The 18,564-nt window shown below is 65.6% G+C and carries 16 protein-coding genes and 2 tRNA genes; 12 read left to right on the forward strand and 6 right to left on the reverse strand.

What is annotated here, in order from left to right; translation table 11 throughout:
• Nucleotides 1-211 precede the first annotated feature (211 nt).
• From ACFWAY_RS11435 to ACFWAY_RS11455, 5 genes are all read left to right on the forward strand, one after another.
• Nucleotides 212-2,155 (forward strand): acetolactate synthase large subunit, encoded by a 1,944-nt coding sequence (locus ACFWAY_RS11435; protein ID WP_378450190.1) that lies wholly within the window; start codon nucleotides 212-214, stop codon nucleotides 2,153-2,155.
• The gene (ilvN, locus tag ACFWAY_RS11440) at nucleotides 2,152-2,655 is read left to right on the forward strand and encodes an acetolactate synthase small subunit (protein ID WP_005240383.1); all 504 of its coding nucleotides are present in this window, start codon (nucleotides 2,152-2,154) and stop codon (nucleotides 2,653-2,655) included. The genes ACFWAY_RS11435 and ilvN overlap by 4 nt, the downstream gene beginning before the upstream one ends.
• A 49-nt stretch (nucleotides 2,656-2,704) precedes the next feature.
• Nucleotides 2,705-3,706 (forward strand): ketol-acid reductoisomerase, encoded by a 1,002-nt coding sequence (gene ilvC, locus ACFWAY_RS11445; protein WP_061700158.1) that lies wholly within the window; start codon nucleotides 2,705-2,707, stop codon nucleotides 3,704-3,706.
• A 224-nt stretch (nucleotides 3,707-3,930) separates the two neighbouring features.
• Nucleotides 3,931-5,526: a phosphoglycerate dehydrogenase gene (gene serA, locus ACFWAY_RS11450; RefSeq protein ID WP_378510702.1), complete on the forward strand. Its 1,596-nt coding sequence runs from the start codon at nucleotides 3,931-3,933 to the stop codon at nucleotides 5,524-5,526.
• 71 nt (nucleotides 5,527-5,597) lie between these two features.
• Nucleotides 5,598-6,608 carry a 3-isopropylmalate dehydrogenase gene (locus tag ACFWAY_RS11455; protein WP_378450192.1) on the forward strand — a complete coding sequence of 337 codons (1,011 nt, stop codon included), beginning with the start codon at nucleotides 5,598-5,600 and terminating at the stop codon, nucleotides 6,606-6,608.
• On the opposite strand, the gene ACFWAY_RS11460 is transcribed toward ACFWAY_RS11455, so the two are convergent.
• A complete protein-coding gene (locus ACFWAY_RS11460) occupies nucleotides 6,605-7,849 on the reverse strand; it encodes an MFS transporter (RefSeq protein ID WP_378450193.1) in 1,245 nt (414 codons plus the stop codon). The genes ACFWAY_RS11455 and ACFWAY_RS11460 overlap by 4 nt on opposite strands.
• A gap of 115 nt (nucleotides 7,850-7,964) precedes the next feature.
• Between ACFWAY_RS11460 and ACFWAY_RS11465 the strand changes: the two genes are divergently transcribed.
• The 4 genes from ACFWAY_RS11465 to ACFWAY_RS11480 all read left to right on the forward strand — a co-directional run bounded on the left by ACFWAY_RS11465 (nucleotide 7,965) and on the right by ACFWAY_RS11480 (nucleotide 10,650).
• Entirely contained in the window at nucleotides 7,965-8,738 is a 774-nt protein-coding gene (locus ACFWAY_RS11465) for a fumarylacetoacetate hydrolase family protein (protein ID WP_378450194.1), read from the forward strand.
• 73 nt (nucleotides 8,739-8,811) lie between these two features.
• A complete protein-coding gene (gltX, locus tag ACFWAY_RS11470; RefSeq protein WP_378450195.1) occupies nucleotides 8,812-10,287 on the forward strand; it encodes a glutamate--tRNA ligase in 1,476 nt (491 codons plus the stop codon).
• Between the two features lie 142 nt (nucleotides 10,288-10,429).
• A tRNA-Gln gene (locus ACFWAY_RS11475) sits at nucleotides 10,430-10,501 on the forward strand.
• Between the two features lie 76 nt (nucleotides 10,502-10,577).
• Nucleotides 10,578-10,650, forward strand: a tRNA-Glu gene (locus ACFWAY_RS11480).
• A gap of 59 nt (nucleotides 10,651-10,709) precedes the next feature.
• Here the strand turns inward: ACFWAY_RS11480 and ACFWAY_RS11485 are convergent.
• The 3 genes from ACFWAY_RS11485 to ACFWAY_RS11495 form a co-directional block, all read right to left on the reverse strand.
• Complete coding sequence (locus tag ACFWAY_RS11485) at nucleotides 10,710-10,877, reverse strand: DUF5302 domain-containing protein (RefSeq protein ID WP_378450196.1); 168 nt, start codon at nucleotides 10,875-10,877, stop codon at nucleotides 10,710-10,712.
• Between the two features lie 82 nt (nucleotides 10,878-10,959).
• Nucleotides 10,960-11,478 (reverse strand): pyridoxamine 5'-phosphate oxidase family protein, encoded by a 519-nt coding sequence (locus tag ACFWAY_RS11490; RefSeq protein ID WP_378450197.1) that lies wholly within the window; start codon nucleotides 11,476-11,478, stop codon nucleotides 10,960-10,962.
• Nucleotides 11,479-11,516: 38 nt separating this feature from the next.
• Nucleotides 11,517-12,218 carry an IclR family transcriptional regulator gene (locus ACFWAY_RS11495; protein WP_378450198.1) on the reverse strand — a complete coding sequence of 234 codons (702 nt, stop codon included), beginning with the start codon at nucleotides 12,216-12,218 and terminating at the stop codon, nucleotides 11,517-11,519.
• Between the two features lie 138 nt (nucleotides 12,219-12,356).
• On the opposite strand from ACFWAY_RS11495, the gene leuC reads away from it, so the two are divergent.
• From leuC to ACFWAY_RS11510, 3 genes are all read left to right on the forward strand, one after another.
• Nucleotides 12,357-13,778, forward strand: a complete 1,422-nt coding sequence (gene leuC / locus ACFWAY_RS11500) for a 3-isopropylmalate dehydratase large subunit (protein ID WP_378450199.1) — start codon at nucleotides 12,357-12,359, stop codon at nucleotides 13,776-13,778.
• A 27-nt stretch (nucleotides 13,779-13,805) separates the two neighbouring features.
• Nucleotides 13,806-14,414: a 3-isopropylmalate dehydratase small subunit gene (gene leuD, locus ACFWAY_RS11505; RefSeq protein WP_037245463.1), complete on the forward strand. Its 609-nt coding sequence runs from the start codon at nucleotides 13,806-13,808 to the stop codon at nucleotides 14,412-14,414.
• Between the two features lie 158 nt (nucleotides 14,415-14,572).
• The gene (locus tag ACFWAY_RS11510; RefSeq protein WP_378510703.1) at nucleotides 14,573-15,268 is read left to right on the forward strand and encodes an HU family DNA-binding protein; all 696 of its coding nucleotides are present in this window, start codon (nucleotides 14,573-14,575) and stop codon (nucleotides 15,266-15,268) included.
• A gap of 103 nt (nucleotides 15,269-15,371) precedes the next feature.
• On the opposite strand, the gene ACFWAY_RS11515 is transcribed toward ACFWAY_RS11510, so the two are convergent.
• On the reverse strand, nucleotides 15,372-16,307 hold the full coding sequence (locus tag ACFWAY_RS11515; protein WP_378450201.1) for an NUDIX domain-containing protein: 936 nt from the start codon (nucleotides 16,305-16,307) through the stop codon (nucleotides 15,372-15,374).
• Nucleotides 16,308-16,340: 33 nt separating this feature from the next.
• Entirely contained in the window at nucleotides 16,341-18,545 is a 2,205-nt protein-coding gene (locus tag ACFWAY_RS11520) for an RNA degradosome polyphosphate kinase (RefSeq protein ID WP_378450202.1), read from the reverse strand.
• Nucleotides 18,546-18,564 lie beyond the last annotated feature (19 nt).

The following is an 18,564-nucleotide window of genomic DNA, read 5'->3' on the forward strand; positions in this document are numbered from 1 at the left end:
ATTCTGGGACGGCCGACTCACCAAGTTGACTGTTCACTATTAGCGCGCCTACCGTCGAGCGCGTGAAACAGAATGAGTTGCTCGTAATCGGCCGGCGCGTCGTCGCCTGAGTCGATTCCTTCAACTCGCCAGATAACGACGCGCCACCCTCGTACAGCATCAGCTGACGGGGGTTTTTTGTTGCCCGGAGCCAGAATCAGAGGATTTCCCAGTGAGCGCACCAACCGCACGGCCTCAACCCACGCCGCGCAAGTCGGGGGCAGCAAGCCCGACGACCGCGGCCGCCGCGACTCAGACCGGTAGCCGCCGCCAACTCGCCCCCGAGCGGGTCAGTGGCGCCCAGTCCGTGGTCCGAGCCCTCGAGGAGCTCGAGGTCGACACGGTATTCGGCATTCCGGGTGGTGCCGTTCTGCCTGTCTACGACCCGCTCTTCGACTCGACGAAGGTCCGGCACGTGCTCGTCCGTCACGAGCAGGGTGCAGGCCACGCCGCCACCGGGTACGCCCAGGCGACCGGCAAGGTCGGAGTCTGCATGGCGACGTCCGGTCCCGGTGCGACCAACCTCGTGACGCCGCTCGCCGACGCGCAGATGGACTCCGTTCCGGTCGTGGCCATCACCGGCCAGGTCGGTCGTGCGCTCATCGGCACGGACGCGTTCCAGGAAGCCGACATTTCCGGCATCACGATGCCGATCACCAAGCACAACTTCCTCATCACCGACGGCGTCGACATCCCCCGGATCATCGCGGAGGCCTTCTACCTCGCCTCCAGCGGGCGTCCCGGCGCGGTGCTCGTCGACATCCCGAAGGACGTTCTCCAGGCGCAGACCACGTTCTCGTGGCCGCCGGAGATGCGGCTGCCCGGATACCGTCCCGTCACCAAGCCGCACGGCAAGCAGGTCCGCGAGGCGGCCCGCCTGATCGCCGACGCGAAGCACCCGGTGCTGTACATCGGTGGTGGCGTCATCAAGTCGGAATCGTCTCCGGAACTGCTCGAACTGGCCGAGCTCACCGGCATTCCCGTGGTCACCACCCTCATGGCGCGCGGCGCGTTCCCGGACAGTCACACGCTGAACTGCGGCATGCCCGGCATGCACGGCACGGTCGCGGCGGTGGCGGCACTGCAGCGCAGCGACCTGCTGATCACGCTCGGCGCACGCTTCGACGACCGCGTCACCGGTCAGCTCGATTCGTTCGCCCCCGATGCCAAGGTCATCCACGCCGACATCGACCCGGCGGAGATCGGCAAGAACCGGTACGCGGACGTCCCGATCGTGGGTGACTGCAAAGAGGTCATCGTCGAACTGATCGAGGCGATCAAGGCCGACCTGGCCACCGGAACCACGCTGGACCTCACCGAGTGGTGGGCGTACCTCGACGGAATCCGTCGCACGTACCCGCTCAGCTACGACCGTCCGTCCGACGGAGCGCTGTCCCCGGAGTACGTGATCCAGGCGGTCGGCAAGCTCGCCGGTCCCGACGCGATCTACTGCGCCGGCGTCGGACAGCACCAGATGTGGGCCGCGCAGTTCGTCAACTACGAGAAGCCGCGCACCTGGCTGAACTCCGGCGGTCTCGGCACGATGGGATACGCCGTGCCCGCCGCGATGGGCGCCAAGATGGGCATGCCCGACACCGAGGTGTGGGCCATCGACGGTGACGGCTGCTTCCAGATGACCAATCAGGAACTCGCCACCTGCGCGCTCGAGGGCATCCCGATCAAGGTTGCGCTCATCAACAACGGAAACCTCGGCATGGTGCGCCAGTGGCAGACGCTGTTCTACGACCAGCGCTACTCCAACACCAACCTCGGCACGCACGGTGCGATTCGCATCCCCGACTTCGTCAAGCTCGCGGAGGCGTTGGGCTGCCACGGCATTCGCGTCGAGCGCGAAGAGGACGTCGAGGCGGCGATCCGTGAGGCGCAGGCCATCAACGACAAGCCTGTGGTGATCGACTTCATCGTCGGTGCCGACGCCCAGGTGTGGCCGATGGTCGCAGCGGGCACGAGCAACGACGAGATCATGGCGGCACGGGGCATCCGTCCGCTGTTCGACGACGACGAAGCGGCTGCCGAGCCGGCCGTCATACACGAAGCCATGGAGCGCGAGCAGCGTTCGGGCACGGCCGCAGCGGCCGGGGAGGAAGATCAGTGAGCACCAGCCACACCCTCAGTGTTCTCGTCGAGGACAAGCCGGGCGTGCTGGCCAGGGTGGCCGCGCTGTTCTCCCGTCGTGGGTTCAACATCGAGTCGCTCGCCGTCGGTGGTACCGAGCTTCCCGAGATCTCACGCATGACCATCGTCGTGACCGTCGACGAGTTCCCGCTCGAGCAGGTGACCAAGCAGCTCAACAAGCTCATCAACGTCATCAAGATCGTCGAGCAGGACGGTGAGGCCTCCGTCGCCCGCGAGCTGGTGCTCATCAAGGTGCGAGCCGACGCCAGCGTGCGCACGCAGGTGATCGAGACCGTGAATCTGTTCCGCGCCAAGGTGATCGACGTCTCCCCGGAGTCGGTCACGATCGAGGCGACTGGAACGCGATCCAAGCTGGATGCACTGCTACGGATGCTCGATCCGTACGGTATCCGGGAGATCGTGCAGTCCGGGGTCGTGGCCGTGGGACGGGGGCCGAAGTCCATCACGGCCACTCGCTAGTACTTTAGATACGCAAATCCAAGAAAGAGGTTGAACTGTGGCAGTCGAGATGTTCTACGACGACGATGCCGATCTGTCGATCATCCAGGGCCGTAAGGTCGCTGTGATCGGTTACGGAAGCCAGGGCCACGCGCACTCGCTGAGCCTGCGCGACTCGGGCGTCGATGTGCGTATCGGCCTCAAGGAAGGCTCGAAGTCCCGCGCGAAGGCCGAGGAGCAGGGCCTGACCGTCGGTACCCCCGCCGAGGTCTCCGAGTGGGCCGACGTGATCATGGTGCTCGCACCCGACACCGCGCAGGCGTCGATCTTCACCAATGACATCGAGCCCAACCTGAAGGACGGCGACGCGCTGTTCTTCGGACACGGCCTCAACATCCACTTCGACCTGATCAAGGCTCCGGAGTTCGTCACCGTCGGCATGGTCGCCCCCAAGGGTCCCGGTCACCTGGTGCGTCGTCAGTTCGTCGACGGCAAGGGTGTTCCCGCGCTCATCGCGATCGACCAGGACCCCAAGGGTGAGGGCCAGGCTCTCGCGCTGTCCTACGCCAAGGGCATCGGCGGCACCCGCGCCGGCGTCATCAAGACCACGTTCAAGGAAGAGACCGAGACGGACCTCTTCGGCGAGCAGGCCGTGCTCTGCGGCGGCACCGAGGAACTGGTCAAGACCGGTTTCGAGGTCATGGTCGAGGCCGGCTACGCGCCCGAGATGGCGTACTTCGAGGTGCTGCACGAGCTCAAGCTCATCGTCGACCTCATGTACGAGGGTGGCATCGCCCGCATGAACTACTCGGTGTCCGACACCGCGGAGTTCGGTGGCTACCTCTCCGGCCCGCGCGTCATCGACGCCGGCACCAAGGAGCGCATGAAGGCGATCCTGGCCGACATCCAGTCGGGTGAGTTCACCCGCCGCCTCGTCGCCAACGTCGAGAACGGCAACACCGAGCTCGAGGGCCTGCGCAAGGCGAACGCCGAGCACCCCATCGAGGTCACCGGCAAGAAGCTGCGCGACCTGATGAGCTGGGTCGACCGCCCGATCACCGAAACCGCCTAGGTTTCACTGTTTTACAGTTCCACCGAACCACCGGCCCGATGTCGCATCGGTCTCGTCAGAGGCCCCCGATGTGACATCGGGCCGGTGTTGTTTCGTGTCCGATTCCGTTGTTACAGGCGTCCACTATGTGGTATCGCAGACCGGGATGCGGTTTTCCTGTGAGGGCGGACTAAGCTGTGTGTGGTTAAAACACCCCCACACCCACCTATTCAGGGAGTTTGCACGTGAGCCAGCCAGGCCGTCCTGTAGTTCTGATCGCCGACAAGCTCGCGCCGTCCACCGTCGAGGCATTGGGCGACGGTGTGGAGGTGCGATGGGTCGACGGACCTGATCGCCCGGCCCTGCTCGCGGCGGTGCCCGAGGCCGACGCGATCCTCGTCCGTTCCGCCACCACCGTGGACGCCGAGGTTCTGGCGGCCGGTACCAAGCTCAAGATCGTCGCCCGTGCCGGTGTCGGCCTCGACAATGTCGACGTGCCCGCCGCCACCGAGCGTGGTGTCATGGTCGTCAACGCCCCGACGTCCAACATCCACACGGCCGCCGAGCACGCCGTCGCGCTGATGCTCGCCACCGCCCGCCAGATCCCCGCGGCCGACGCCACCCTGCGTGACCGCGAATGGAAGCGCAGCAAGTTCAACGGTGTCGAGATCTTCGGCAAGACCGTCGGCGTCGTCGGCCTCGGCCGCATCGGCCAGCTGTTCGCGCAGCGTCTCGCCGCGTTCGAGACGCACGTCATCGCGTACGACCCCTACGTGTCGGCTGCCCGTGCCGCGCAGCTCGGCATCGAGCTCGTCACCCTCGACGAACTTCTCGAGCGCGCCGATCTCATCTCCGTGCACCTCCCCAAGACTCCCGAGACCAAGGGACTGCTCGGCACGGAGAACCTGGCGAAGACCAAGAAGGGCGTCGTCATCGTCAACGCTGCCCGTGGCGGCCTGATCGACGAGGCAGCGCTGGCCGAGGCCATCAAGTCGGGTCACGTGCGCGCCGCGGGCCTCGATGTGTTCGAAACCGAGCCCTGCACCGACAGCCCGTTGTTCGACCTGCCCGAGGTTGTCGTGACGCCGCACCTCGGTGCCTCCACGACCGAGGCTCAGGACCGCGCCGGAACCGACGTCGCGAAGTCCGTACTGCTAGCTCTCGCAGGCGATTTCGTTCCCGACGCCGTCAACGTGTCCGGTGGCGCCGTGGGCGAGGAGGTTGCCCCGTGGCTCGAGATCGTCCGCAAGCAGGGTGTGCTCATCGGCGCCCTGTCGGGTGAACTGCCCGTCAACCTTTCCGTCGACGTGCGCGGCGAGCTCGCCTCCGAGGACGTCGAGGTGCTCGCGCTCTCGGCTCTGCGCGGTGTGTTCTCCGCCGTCATCGAGGACGCGGTCACGTTCGTCAACGCCCCAGCACTCGCGGAGGAGCGCGGCGTCACGGCGGAGGTCACCAAGGCCGCCGAAAGCCCCAACCACCGCAGCGTCGTGGACCTGCGCGCCGTGTTCGGCGACGGCAGCGTCATCAACGTCTCGGGCACGCTGACCGGACCGCAGCAGGTCGAGAAGATCGTCAACATCAACGGCCGCAACTTCGAACTGCGCGCCGAGGGTCTCAACCTGGTGGTCAACTACACCGATCAGCCCGGCGCGCTGGGCAAGATCGGTACGCAGCTCGGCAACGCCGGCATCGACATCCAGGCTGCCCAGCTCAGCCAGGACGCCGAGGGCGAGGGTGCGACCATCCTCCTCCGCGTCGACCGGGAGGTGCCGAGCGAGGTGCGGGACGCGATCTCCACCGCCGTCGGCGCCACCAAGATCGAGCTCGTCAACCTGGCTTAATCCCCACTGTGCGCGTGTCGCGACCTCCGTTGTCGTGGCACGCGCACAGCTCTATGTGAAGTGAGGCGTTCATGAAGCTTGCGGTCATTCCGGGTGACGGCATCGGTGTCGAGGTCACTGCCGAGGCGCTGAAGGTGCTGCGGAAGCTCGTACCCGATCTCGAGACCACCGAGTACGACCTCGGTGCCCGTCGATACAACGCCACCGGGGAGCTGCTCCCGGACGCCGATCTCGCGGCGATCCGCGAGCACGACGCGATCCTGCTGGGCGCCATCGGCGACCCGTCGGTCACGCCAGGCGTGCTCGAGCGGGGTCTGCTGCTGAACATGCGATTCGCGTTGGATCATCACGTGAATCTGCGTCCGTCGCAGCTCTATCCGGGATCGAAGTCGCCGCTCGCGGCGCAGCCGGACATCGACTTCGTGGTCGTGCGCGAGGGCACCGAGGGTCCGTACACCGGCAACGGTGGCGCGATCCGCGTCGGCACCCCGCACGAGATCGCGACCGAGGTGTCGATCAACACGTGGTTCGGTGCCGAGCGGGTGGTGCGCTACGCGTTCGCGCTCGCGCAGACCCGGCGTAAGCACGTCACCCTGATCCACAAGACGAACGTCCTCTCCAACGCCGGTGCGATCTGGACGCGTGCCGTGGAGACGGTGTCCGCCGAATACCCGGACGTCGAGACGGCGTACTGCCACATCGACGCGGCCACCATCTACATGGTCACCGACCCGTCCCGCTTCGACGTGATCGTCACCGACAACCTGTTCGGCGACATCATCACCGACCTCGCGGGTGCGGTCACGGGAGGCATCGGACTGGCGGCATCGGGAAACATCGACGCGTCGGGGACCAACCCGTCTATGTTCGAACCGGTGCACGGCAGCGCCCCGGACATCGCCGGCCAGGGGATCGCGGATCCCACGGCGGCCATTCTGTCCGCGGCGCTGCTGCTGCGTCACCTCGGCCGGGACGGCGATGCCGCGCGCATCGAGTCTGCCGTCGAGGCGGATCTGGCGTCCCGTGGTGACTCGAAGGTCGTCACGTCGGAGGTCGGCGACCGGATCGCCGCCGCCCTCTAGGATCGCGATTCGATCTTGTCTCCCTCGATCCCCGTGGACCGGTCTTCGGACCGGGCCACGGGGATCAGTGATATCGAGGCGGCCGGAAACCCTGCGGCTATGGCGAAAGTCACCGGGAAGCCGACGATTCCGATCAATGCGCCGAACACTGGGGGAACGATCGAGGCTGCGACGAACTGACCGGTGTTCTGGACACCGAGTGCGCGTCCGCCCCAGAACGGACCCGCGAGCTCGGCGACGGCGGTGAAGGCGAGGCCGTTCGGTGCCACCGTCGCGACGGACGCCGCCAGCAGCGCCACGATCGCCAGCGGCGAGTCCATCGCATCCGTCACGGCGAGCGCCGCCATCGACACCCCGCCGGCGACGGCGACCCAGCGAAGCGGACGCATGCGACTGCCGACCACGTCGGACCAGAAACCGACTCCCATCCGGCCGAACGCGCCGAGGATCTGGGCGACTGTCACGATCAGGCCTGCCGCCGTTGCTTCCCAATGCCTTTCGGAGATCAGCCACACGAGCGCGTACGTCCACACCGTGTACTGGGGCACGACGAGCAGCACCGAGACGGCGTGGATGCGCCACAGGATCCCGCTGTCGCGATACGGATTCGCGAGCATGCCGAGATCCGCCGCGGCGCTTCGGCTCGGCCTGGGCGGATCGACCACCCAGAGTGCACAGGCCAGCGCGGCAGCCGCGCACAGGGCGGCGGGCAGCGCGAGCGCCCATCCGATGCCGTGGTCGTGTGCGACCGAGGGGAGCGTCAGCGCAGCGCAGGCAATGCCCAGCGGCAGCGACATCTGCCGGATGCCCATCGCCAGTCCGCGCCGCTCGGGCGGGAACCATCCGACGACGACGCGCCCGCTCGCGGCATTCGCCGAGGCCGCCGCCATGCCGCCGAGCAGCAGGAAGGCTGCGGTGGCCGTGAGTGATCCGGACAGGGCCGCGCCCATTCCCGCGGCCGCCGTGGACGCCATTCCGGCGGCCAGCACTCGGCGTTCGCCGTAGCGGTCGGCCAGGGCGCCCCACGCGATCAGCGTCAGCATGACTCCGAGGGTGGGTGCGGCGACGAGGAGTCCGGTGCGGGCGAGGCTGAGCCCGTGATTCTCCTGGAGTTCGGGGATCAGGAAGGCGACGCCGTTGACGAAGACCGCCTGTGCGGCCTGGGCGAACATCCCGAGTGCGAGCATCCACCATCTGCGGGCGGTTCCGACGGCGGACGGCGTGTCGATCGATGCTGTCATGTCATCTCAATATCTAGGATTGAAGTCTCATATATTGGCGAACATGCGGAGTCTATACCCCGCGTCCCCCGGCGTCCCGGTACGGCGGTGAACCCGGGCCGATAGACTCGGCGCCATGCGTCTTGGTCGAGTGGCAAGTCCCGATGGTGTTGCGTTCGTCAGTATCGAGGGGGACGGGGAGTCCCGGATCGCGAAGGAGATCGCCGAGCACCCGTTCGGCAGTCCCACTTTCACCGGCCGGAGCTGGCCGCTCGCCGATGTGCGACTGCTGGCACCGATCCTCGCCAGCAAGGTCGTGGCGATCGGAAAGAACTACGCCGCCCACGCCGCCGAGATGGGGGGAGTGGCGCCGGCCGATCCTGTGATCTTCCTCAAGCCCAACACCTCGATCGTGGGCCCCGACGCCGCAATCGTCCTGCCGAAGTCCTCCAATGAAGTTCATTACGAAGGAGAACTCGCCGTCGTCATCGGACGCCCCTGCAAGGACGTCCCCGCAGCCAAGGCCCTCGACGTGGTGCTCGGTTACACGGCGGCCAACGACGTGTCGGCCCGTGACCACCAGCGCCACGACGGGCAGTGGACGCGAGCGAAGGGTCATGACACGTTCTGCCCACTGGGACCGTGGATCGAGACCCAGCTCGACGCCTCCGACGTCGACATCACCACCGAGGTGGACGGAGTGGTGAAGCAGCGGAGCAACACTTCGCTTCTCCTGCACGACATTCCGAAGATCATCGAATGGGTGTCGGCCGTCATGACGCTGCTCCCGGGCGACGTCATCCTCACGGGCACCCCGGAGGGCGTCGGTCCGATTGTCGACGGACAGAGCGTGAGCGTGACCATCGGTGGCATCGGCACCCTTACCAACCCGGTGACTGCCAAGCGCTGACGGCTCTCGTGTCGAAATCGGGAGCGGACTAGCCTGTAGGAGTCCGTTTTCCCAGCGTCGACCCAAGTGAGCCATGACCACAAGCGAAGTTCGCGTCCGTTTCTGCCCGTCGCCCACCGGAACCCCGCACGTGGGGCTCGTCCGAACCGCCCTGTTCAACTGGGCGTTCGCCCGTCACAACGGTGGGTCGTTCGTGTTCCGCATCGAGGACACCGATGCTGCCCGTGACAGCGAGGAGTCGTACCAGGCGATCCTGGACGCGCTGCGCTGGCTCGGATTGAACTGGGACGAGGGCCCGGAGGTCGGGGGACCGTACGAGCCCTACCGCCAGTCCCAGCGACGGGACCTGCATCTGGACGTCGTCGCGAAACTGCTCGCGGCGGGCGAGGCGTACGAGTCGTTCTCGACGCCCGAGGAGGTCGAGGAGCGGCACAAGGCGGCCGGCCGCGATCCCAAGCTCGGCTACGACAACTTCGATCGTGATCTGACGCCGGAGCAGCGGCAGGGGTTCCTCGACGAGGGCCGCAAGCCCGTCGTCCGGCTCCGGATGCCGGCCCACGACCTGACGTGGGACGACCTCGTGCGCGGCGAGACGACGTTCAAGGCCGGAACCGTTCCCGACTTCGCCCTCACCCGCGGCAACGGGATTCCGCTGTACACGTTGGTCAACCCCGTCGACGATGCGTTGATGAAGATCACGCACGTCCTGCGCGGCGAGGACCTGCTGTCGTCGACGCCGCGGCAGCTCGCCCTATACGAGGCGATGCAGCGGATCGGTGTGGCCGATTTCACTCCGAAGTTCGGGCATCTACCGTTCGTCATGGGGCAGGGCAACAAGAAACTGTCCAAGCGCGACCCCGAGTCGAACCTCTTCATCCATCGCGACCGCGGTTTCGTCCCCGAGGGATTGTTGAATTACCTGGCGTTGCTGGGCTGGGGTATTTCCGACGACCACGACGTGTTCTCGCTGGACGAGATGGTCGCCGCCTTCGATATCTCCAAGGTCAATTCCAATCCGGCCCGGTTCGACCAGAAAAAGGCCGACGCGATCAACGCCGAACACATCCGGCTGCTCGAGCCCGCTGATTTCGCCGCGCGCCTGCGCGGGTTCCTGACACTCCACGGCCATCTCGGGGAGACCGTGGACGAGTCCGTCTTCGCGACCGCTGCCGAACTGGTTCAGACGCGCATCGTTGTCTTGTCCGACGCCTGGGATCTGCTGAAGTTCCTGTTCGTCGACGAGGCCGACTTCGCGATCGATCCTGCCGCGGCTGCCAAGAACCTGGGCGCCGACTCCGCACCGGTTCTCGAGGCCGCCCTCGCGTCGCTGGACGCAGTCGCGGTGTGGGACGCGGCCTCACTGGAAGAGGCCCTCAAGACCGCTCTCGTGGACGAACTGGGCCTCAAGCCACGTAAGGCGTTCGCTCCGGTGCGGGTGGCCGTCACGGGCTCGCACATCAGCCCGCCGCTCTACGAATCGATGGAACTGCTCGGCCGCGACGTTTCGCTGTCCCGGCTGCGCACGGCGCGGGCCGGCATCGTCGGCTAGAACGCCGCTCTCGGGCCGAAAAGGGTGCAAAAACAGCCTCTGACCATACGATTTGGTAAATCCCGGCAGTAGGCTGGTAATCTCTTCTTCGGCCCGAGGCGGACCGCAGAGCCCAGAAGCTCAGCGGTTCGAGAGCGGCCATTGGGGTATGGTGTAATTGGCAACACAGCGGTTTCTGGTACCGCCATTCTAGGTTCGAGTCCTGGTACCCCAGCGGAAGTTCGGCCGATTTTGACTCCGAACTTCTGGAAGCTATGCTTGCTGAGCTTCCAAAGCAAGACAAAGTTCCTGGCCCCGTCGTCTAGCGGCCTAGGACGCCGCCCTCTCAAGGCGGTAGCGCGGGTTCGAATCCCGTCGGGGCTACAAATAAGAAACACCCTCCAAGAAATTGGAGGGTGTTTCTTTTTACCCGGATGTGTCGTTTATCCGGTCTTGCGGCGGAATTCGCGTTTGTGGTCGGCAGGCCCGTGGGCCTCGTGCGCCTTGGAATGTCCGTCCTTGTGATCGGCGGACAGCCCGGCCTGATGATTCTTCCGCTCGAGTGCTTCGCGGAATTTCTTTTTCGTGTCCTCGTTACTGGCGTCGGTCATGGTGAACTCCCTCGGGTAGTCGGTTCACTCTGTGAAGCTACGCCGCGGGCACCGAGAATGCTTCCGTTTTTTCTGCCCGCGATCAGGCGCGGCGGTCGGCCGTCTCCAGGAACGCGGCCGTGGTCCCGCCCACCGGCATCGCGGGCAGGCCGAGTTTGGCGTGATCCCAGCTTCTGATGCGCTCGGGAACGATCCGCACGACCACCCGCTTGTACAGCAGCTGGTCGATGGCGGGACGCAGATCGTCGGTGTAGGGCCCGGTGTACCGTTCCCACACGCTGACTCCGACCGCGAACATCGCGTCCGGGGCCTCCACGATCTCCGCCCGGCCCTCGATGGAAATTCCGCGCAGGGTGTCGTACGTCTGGCCGTCCTCGATCAGAACGGTGACCCGGTCGTCGCGGCGCAGGTTGACCGCCTTCTGCGATTTCGACTTCGTCTCGAACCAGATCTCGCCGTCGATCACGGCGTACCACATGGCGACCAGATGAGGTCTGCCGTCCGCTGCCACCGTTGCGAGCGTGGCGATCCGGCTCCGGTCCACGAATTCGGCGATCTCCGAATCCGTCATCGTGATCTGCGATCGTTGGTTCTTCCCCATCGGCTTCTCCTGTCGCGGTGAACGTCGGTCGTGAATGGTCAGAGTCTCTTGTGCAACGCCTCCGCGGCGGCGAGAAGGTCGGCCGCCCACCGGGCGCCGGGGCGCCTGCCCATTCTGTCGATGGGTCCGGACACCGAAATCGCTGCGATGACAGCGCCGCCGGAATCCCGCACGGGTGCGGCGACGCTGGCGACACCGGGTTCACGCTCGGCGGCGCTCTGTGCCCAGCCGCGACGGCGGACCTCGAGCAGCACGCGTTCGCCGAACGCCGCGTCGGGAAGGACTGTGCGCTGGGTCTGCGGGTCGGCCCAGGCGAGAAGGACCTTGGCGCCCGAGCCGGCGCTCATCGGCAGTCGTGCCCCGACGAGAACGGTGTCGCGGAGGCCCGTGGGCGGCTCCATCGCCGCCACACAGATGCGCTGGGTGCCTTCCCTGCGGTACAGCTGCACGCTCTCACCGGTGATCTCGCGCAGTCGCGGAAGGACGAGCGCCGCCGCCGAGACGAGCGGATCGTTAGCCGTTGCAGCGAGTTCGGCGAGGCCGGGACCGGGGCACCACAGCCCGTCGGAGTCGCGGGTCAGCAGGCGGTGGACCTCGAGCCCGACGGCCAGCCGGTGGGCGGTGGCGCGGGGGAGTCCGGTGCGCGAGCACAGTTCGGTGAGGCTGCAGGGCTTCTCGGCCACGGCATGCAGCACGCCCACCGCTTTGTCAAGGACTCCGATGCCGCTATGCTGTCTCATAGGTCGATACCACGTTCTCGCATACTGGGATCATAGCGCACCTTCGTCTCACGTCGAGTGCGTGTCCGGGAAGAGGGTAACGACATCAAGCGCACTGCGGACCGGCCCGAAGCCCGCGGTGCGAGAAGACACACAAAGGTGGAGAAGATGGCGGAGAAAGCACGCACCCTGGCAGAGAAGGTGTGGGACGACCACGTCGTGGTCCGGGGTGAGGGAGACAACCCCGACCTCATCTACATCGATCTGCATCTCGTTCACGAAGTGACGAGTCCGCAGGCATTCGACGGACTTCGGCTGGCGGGGCGCCCACTGCGCCGGCCCGACCTGACGATCGCCACCGAGGACCACAACGTCCCCACCGTCGACATCGACAAGCCGATCGCCGACCCTGTTTCCAAGACCCAGGTGGACACGCTGCGGCGTAACTGTGAGGAATTCGGTGTCCGGCTGCACCCGATGGGGAACATCGACCAGGGCATCGTCCACGTCGTCGGCCCCCAGCTGGGTCTCACCCAGCCCGGCATGACCGTGGTGTGCGGCGACAGCCACACGTCCACCCACGGCGCCTTCGGCGCACTCGCGATGGGTATCGGCACCAGTGAGGTCGAACACGTCATGGCGACGCAGACGTTGTCGTTGCGTCCCTTCCGGACGATGGCGATCACCGTCGACGGCGAATTGCCCGAAGACGTGACGAGTAAAGATCTCATTTTGGCCGTCATCGCGAAGATCGGAACGGGCGGTGGCCAGGGCTACGTCCTGGAGTACCGCGGCGAGGCGATCCGGAAGATGTCGATGGAAGCGCGGATGACCATCTGCAACATGTCCATCGAGGCGGGTGCGCGGGCAGGCATGATCGCCCCCGACGAGATCACCTACGAATACATCAAGGGACGTTCCCACGCGCCGAAGGGCGCCGACTGGGACGCCGCGGTGGAGGCCTGGGAGCAGTTGAAGACCGAGGAGGGTGCGGTTTTCGACAACGAGGTCCACATCGACGCGAGCTCCCTGACGCCGTTCGTGACCTGGGGCACCAACCCGGGGCAGGGGCTGCCGCTCGGCGAGGCCGTTCCGAATCCGGCCGAGATCGTGGACGAGAGCGAACGCCAGGCCGCGGAGAAGGCGTTGACCTACATGGGTCTCGAAGCCGGAACTCCGTTGCGTGAGGTGGCGATCGACACAGTTTTCGTGGGTTCGTGCACCAACGGCCGGATCGAGGATCTGCGGGCCGTGGCCGACGTGTTGCGCGGCCGCCACGTCGCAGACGGGGTCCGGATGCTGATCGTGCCGGGTTCGATGCGCGTTCGCGCGCAGGCCGAAAAGGAGGGTCTCGGCGAGATCTTCACCGCCGCGGGCGCCGAATGGCGGCAGGCGGGGTGCTCGATGTGCCTCGGGATGAACCCGGATCAGCTCGCGCCCGGCGAGCGTTCGGCCTCCACGTCCAATCGCAATTTCGAAGGCCGTCAAGGCAAGGGCGGCCGGACTCACCTGGTTTCGCCGCTGGTCGCCGCCGCGACCGCAGTCCGGGGAACACTGTCCGCGCCGACAGATCTGGCCTAGGACCCAAGGAATTTAGGAGATTTTTCGATGGAATCCTTTAGCACACACAAAGGTATCGGCGTTCCGCTGCGGCGATCCAACGTGGACACGGACCAGATCATTCCGGCGGTGTACCTGAAACGAGTGACCCGCACCGGTTTCGAGGACGGTCTGTTCGCCGCGTGGCGGAACGATCCGGACTTCGTTCTGAACGTCGCTCCGTACGACAAGGGCAGCGTTCTGGTGGCCGGGCCCGATTTCGGCACGGGCTCCTCCCGGGAGCACGCCGTGTGGGCGCTATCCGACTTCGGATTTCGGGTCGTGATCGCGTCTCGCTTCGCCGACATCTTCCGGGGCAACGCCGGCAAGGCCGGTCTGCTGGCCGCTCAGGTGGCCCAGTCGGATGTCGAACTGCTCTGGAAGTTGCTCGACGAGCAACCCGGTCTCGAATTGATTGTCGACCTCGAGAACAAGACTGTGACGGCCGGAACCACCGTGGTGCCCTTTGCGATTGATGACTACACGCGGTGGCGTCTGATCGAGGGTCTGGATGACATCGGATTGACATTACGGCAGGTAGAAGCCATTTCCGAGTTTGAAAAGTCAAGGCCTTCTTGGAAACCTGCGACACTTCCGGAGCCCACTCCGGCCGACTGAAAGTTGGAATCGGAGCCCTGTCTCCCAGATAATAAGTTCCTGAGAATGGTGCCGCGTTGTATGAGAATTGGCGTGGCACATAGACTCCTGCGGTATTCAGGTTTACCGTAGTTCGTAGTCGGTCCGATGATGGACCATTAGTTCGCGGAGGAATTTCAATGAATAAGGCAGAGCTCATCGATGTTCTGACCGAGAAACTGGGCACCGACAGGCGCACGGCAACGGAAGCTGTCGAGCATGTCGTGGACACGATCGTCCGGGCAGTGCACCGCGGCGACAGCGTGACCATCACCGGTTTCGGTGTCTTCGAGCAGCGTCGTCGCGCGGCCCGTGTCGCACGTAACCCGCGCACGGGTGAGACCGTCAAGGTCAAGCCGACGTCGGTGCCGGCGTTCCGTCCGGGCGCTCAGTTCAAGGCGGTTATCGCTGGCGGCCAGAAGCTTCCGGCCACCGGTCCGGCAGTCAAGCGCGGCGCAGCGGCGCCCGCCACCAAGGCTGCCGCCAAGAAGGCTGCTGCAAAGAAGACGGCTGCCAAGAAGACCGCAGCCAAGAAGGCAGCTCCCGCCAAGACCGCGGCTGCCAAGAAGACTGCAGCCAAGAAGGTGGCTCCGGCCAAGACCGCGGCCGCGAAGAAGACCGTGGCGAAGAAGGTGGCTCCGGCCAAGACTGCAGCCAAGAAGACTGCAGCCAAGAAGGCTCCGGCCAAGACCACGGCCGCAAAGAAGACCGTGGCGAAGAAGGTGGCTCCGGCCAAGACTGCAGCCAAGAAGACTGCAGCCAAGAAGGCTCCGGCCAAGACCACGGCCGCCAAGAAGACCGCAGCAAAGAAGGCTCCCGCGAAGCGCGCCAAGTAATACAGCGCACACGGGACTGCCCGAACACAGACAGGCGCCGACCCTGGGGGGTTGGCGCCTGTCTGTGTTCTCCTGCCTCCCGGGGAACTCCGGCCGGTGGGGCTCAGTCCTTCCGAGTGGGAGGCAGCGGACTGTCGATGTGGTCCGCGGCGATGAGTTTGCCACCGGACAGCGAGAGCACCCAGGTGCTCGCCTTCCTGTTCCGTGCCGGTGGAAGTGTGATGCCGTCGATCTCCGCCCACCAGTCGAGCAGATCGGGAATGACGCCACCCTGACTGCAGATCACCTGAACTCCGCCGAGAGCGGCGATCTTGCGGACCCGCGTGCGGGTGGCAACCGGGTCGGCGGTGTAACTCTCCTCGGACAGCAGCGGATCCAACCGGACGGTCGTGTCCACCGCGCGTGCCAGCGGCTCGACCGTCTGTGTGCAGCGCGTCCGGTCGGCCGACGTGATGTCGGTGGCCCCGAACGCCGCGAGCTGCGCGACGAGCGCTTCGGCCTGAAGTCGGCCGTTCGCATCCAAGGGCCGGGTGGTGTCGTCGCCCTTGTAGCGTTTCCGGCTTCCAGCCTTGGCGTGACGGACCAGCAGCACGGTCGCGGTGTCGGGCGGCTGGGCCGTGAATCGACGGAGCATCTTGCGATCCATGGGATACGACAGCTGGTCGGCCACCTCGGATACGGGAAGCCACCGCATCTCGTCCACTTCACTGTTGGAGACGAATTCACCGGCGCGGGCTTCCGCTGCCCAGTATTCGACTCGTTTCAATCGGCGGTGGCCCGGAATCGGATATGTCAACGCGCCGAGATGCCTGCCGAGGCGCCCGCGAATACCCGTCTCTTCTTCCACCTCACGCAGTGCGGCCACTACGGCGGTCTCACCGGGGTCGAGCTTTCCCTTGGGAAATGACCAGTCCTCATATTTGGGCCGGTGAATGAGCGCGATCTCGATCTCGTCGGGATTACCGGGAGACTTTCGCCACAGCACTGCCCCGGCAGCGAAGATATTGGCTTTGACCGGTTTGCCGGGTGAACTGCTCACCGATTTCCTTCCTTTTGCCGCGCGCTCGCGCGATCAGGATCCGGTGCCCATTCGTTTGCGCATCATCGCCTCCTGGTGGTCGCGAACCTCCTCGCCGTGGGCCGGCGACGGAACCCACCGGCCGTCAGGCCCGAGCACCCAGCACCGCGTGACGGGATCGAGCGCGGAATCGACGATCTCGCCTATCTGAGCAGTGAGTCGAGGATCTTTCACCTGCGCCATGACCTCGACACGTCGGTCGAGGTTGCGGTGCATCATGTCTGCGCTGCCGATCCAGAACTCGTCGGCCCCGCGAAAATGGAAGAGCCGGGAATGCTCGAGGAATCGTCCGAGAATCGACCGGACGTGGATGTTCTCACTCAAGCCGGGAACTCCGGGCTTGAGGGCGCAGATGCCACGTACGACGATCTCGACGGGGACACCGGCCTTGGATGCGCGATAGAGCGAGTCGATCACCTGTTCGTCGACCAAGGCGTTGGCCTTCAGAAGAATTCCGGCGTTCTCGCCCCGCAGCTTGTGCGCGATCTCACCGTCGATCCGCTCGATGATTCCCCGGCGCACACCGTACGGCGCGACGAGGAGGTTGCGGTACTGCGTCTTCCGCGAGTAGCCGGTAAGGGAATTGAACAGGTCGGTGAGGTCTGCGCCGATCTCAGGTGCAGCGGTGAGCAGGCCGATGTCTTCGTACAGCCGAGCGGTCTTCGGGTTGTAGTTGCCGGTACCGATGTGGCAGTAACGCCGGATGGTGGACCCTTCGCGACGGACGACGAGGCACGTCTTGCAGTGGGTCTTGAGCCCGACCAGCCCGTACACCACGTGCACACCCGCGTGTTCGAGCTTGCGGGCCCACTTGATGTTCGCCTGCTCGTCGAATCGCGCCTTGATCTCGACCAGTGCCACAACCTGTTTGCCCGCCTCGGCGGCGGTGATCAACGCGTCGACGATGGGGGAGTCGCCCGAAGTGCGGTAGAGCGTCTGCTTGATCGCCAGAACCTGGGGGTCGGCCGCAGCCTGTTCGATGAAGCGCTGGACGCTCGTGGAGAACGAGTCGTACGGGTGGTGGACCAGGACGTCGCCGTCGCGGAGGGTGGAGAAGACGCTCTTGGGCGTTTCCCTCTCGCCGAATGCCGGATGCGTTGCCGGCACGAACGGTGCGTCCTTGAGGGCGGGCCGGTCGACCGCGTACACCTGCCAGAGGCACGACAGATCCAGCAGCCCGGGCACCTGGATGACGTCGCCGGGATCGACGTCGAGTTCGCGCAGGAGAAGTTCGAGCATGTGCTCGGTCATGTCGTCCGCGACCTCGAGCCGCACCGGTGAACCGAAGCGGCGGCGGGCCAACTCACGCTCGAGCGCCTGCAGAAGATCTTCGTCGCGGTCTTCCTCGACCTCGAAATCGGCGTTGCGCGTGATCCGGAATGCATGGTGCTCCACGATCTCCATGCCCGGGAACAGCATGTCGAGGTGAGCGGAGATCAGATCTTCCAGGGGCAGGAACGCGTCGATGGAGGAGGGTGTCTCGTTGCGGCGGACGCGGACGAACCGGCCCACGTTGTCCGGAACCTTGACCCTCGCAAAGTGTTCGCCACCCGTGACCGCATCCTTCACCGTCACCGCGAGGTTGAGACTCAGCCCGCTGATGTACGGGAACGGGTGGGCGTGGTCGACGGCGAGCGGAGTGAGCACGGGGAAGATCTGGTCCTGGAAATGCACCGACAGTCGCTCGCGGTCGTCGTCGGTGAGATCGTCCCATCCGATGATGGAGATCCCTTCGGCGGCAAGCGCAGGACGAACGGAGTCGAGGAAGACGCGCGCGGCCTTCTCCGAGATCTCCTGGGTCCGGGTCGCGATCAGCGAGAGCTGTTCGCGGGGGGAGAGGCCGTCGGCGGACCGCACGGACAGCCCGGTCTCGTCGCGGCGCTTGAGCCCGGCGACGCGGACCATGAAGAACTCGTCCAGATTGGACGCGAAAATGGCGAGGAACTTGGCGCGCTCGAGCAACGGCAGCGACGTGTCCTCGGCGAGGGCGAGGACCCGGGCATTGAAATCGAGCCAACTGAGTTCGCGGTTCAGGTAACGATCTTCGGGGAGTCCGTCGGTCAGCGCGCTCGTGAGGGCACTCGTCGCAGCGGGTGGCGCCATCGGAACGCTCGTGGGATTCGCCGTCACGATGTCTTCGCGGGTTCCGTTCTTTCCGTCGACGTCGGTCTGCTGGTCGAGTGCTTCTCGGTTACTCACCCCACGATCATCCCTCGAG

The sequence above is a fragment of the Rhodococcus sp. NPDC059968 genome, assembly GCF_042738615.1.
In the GTDB taxonomy this organism is placed as follows: domain Bacteria; phylum Actinomycetota; class Actinomycetes; order Mycobacteriales; family Mycobacteriaceae; genus Rhodococcus_F.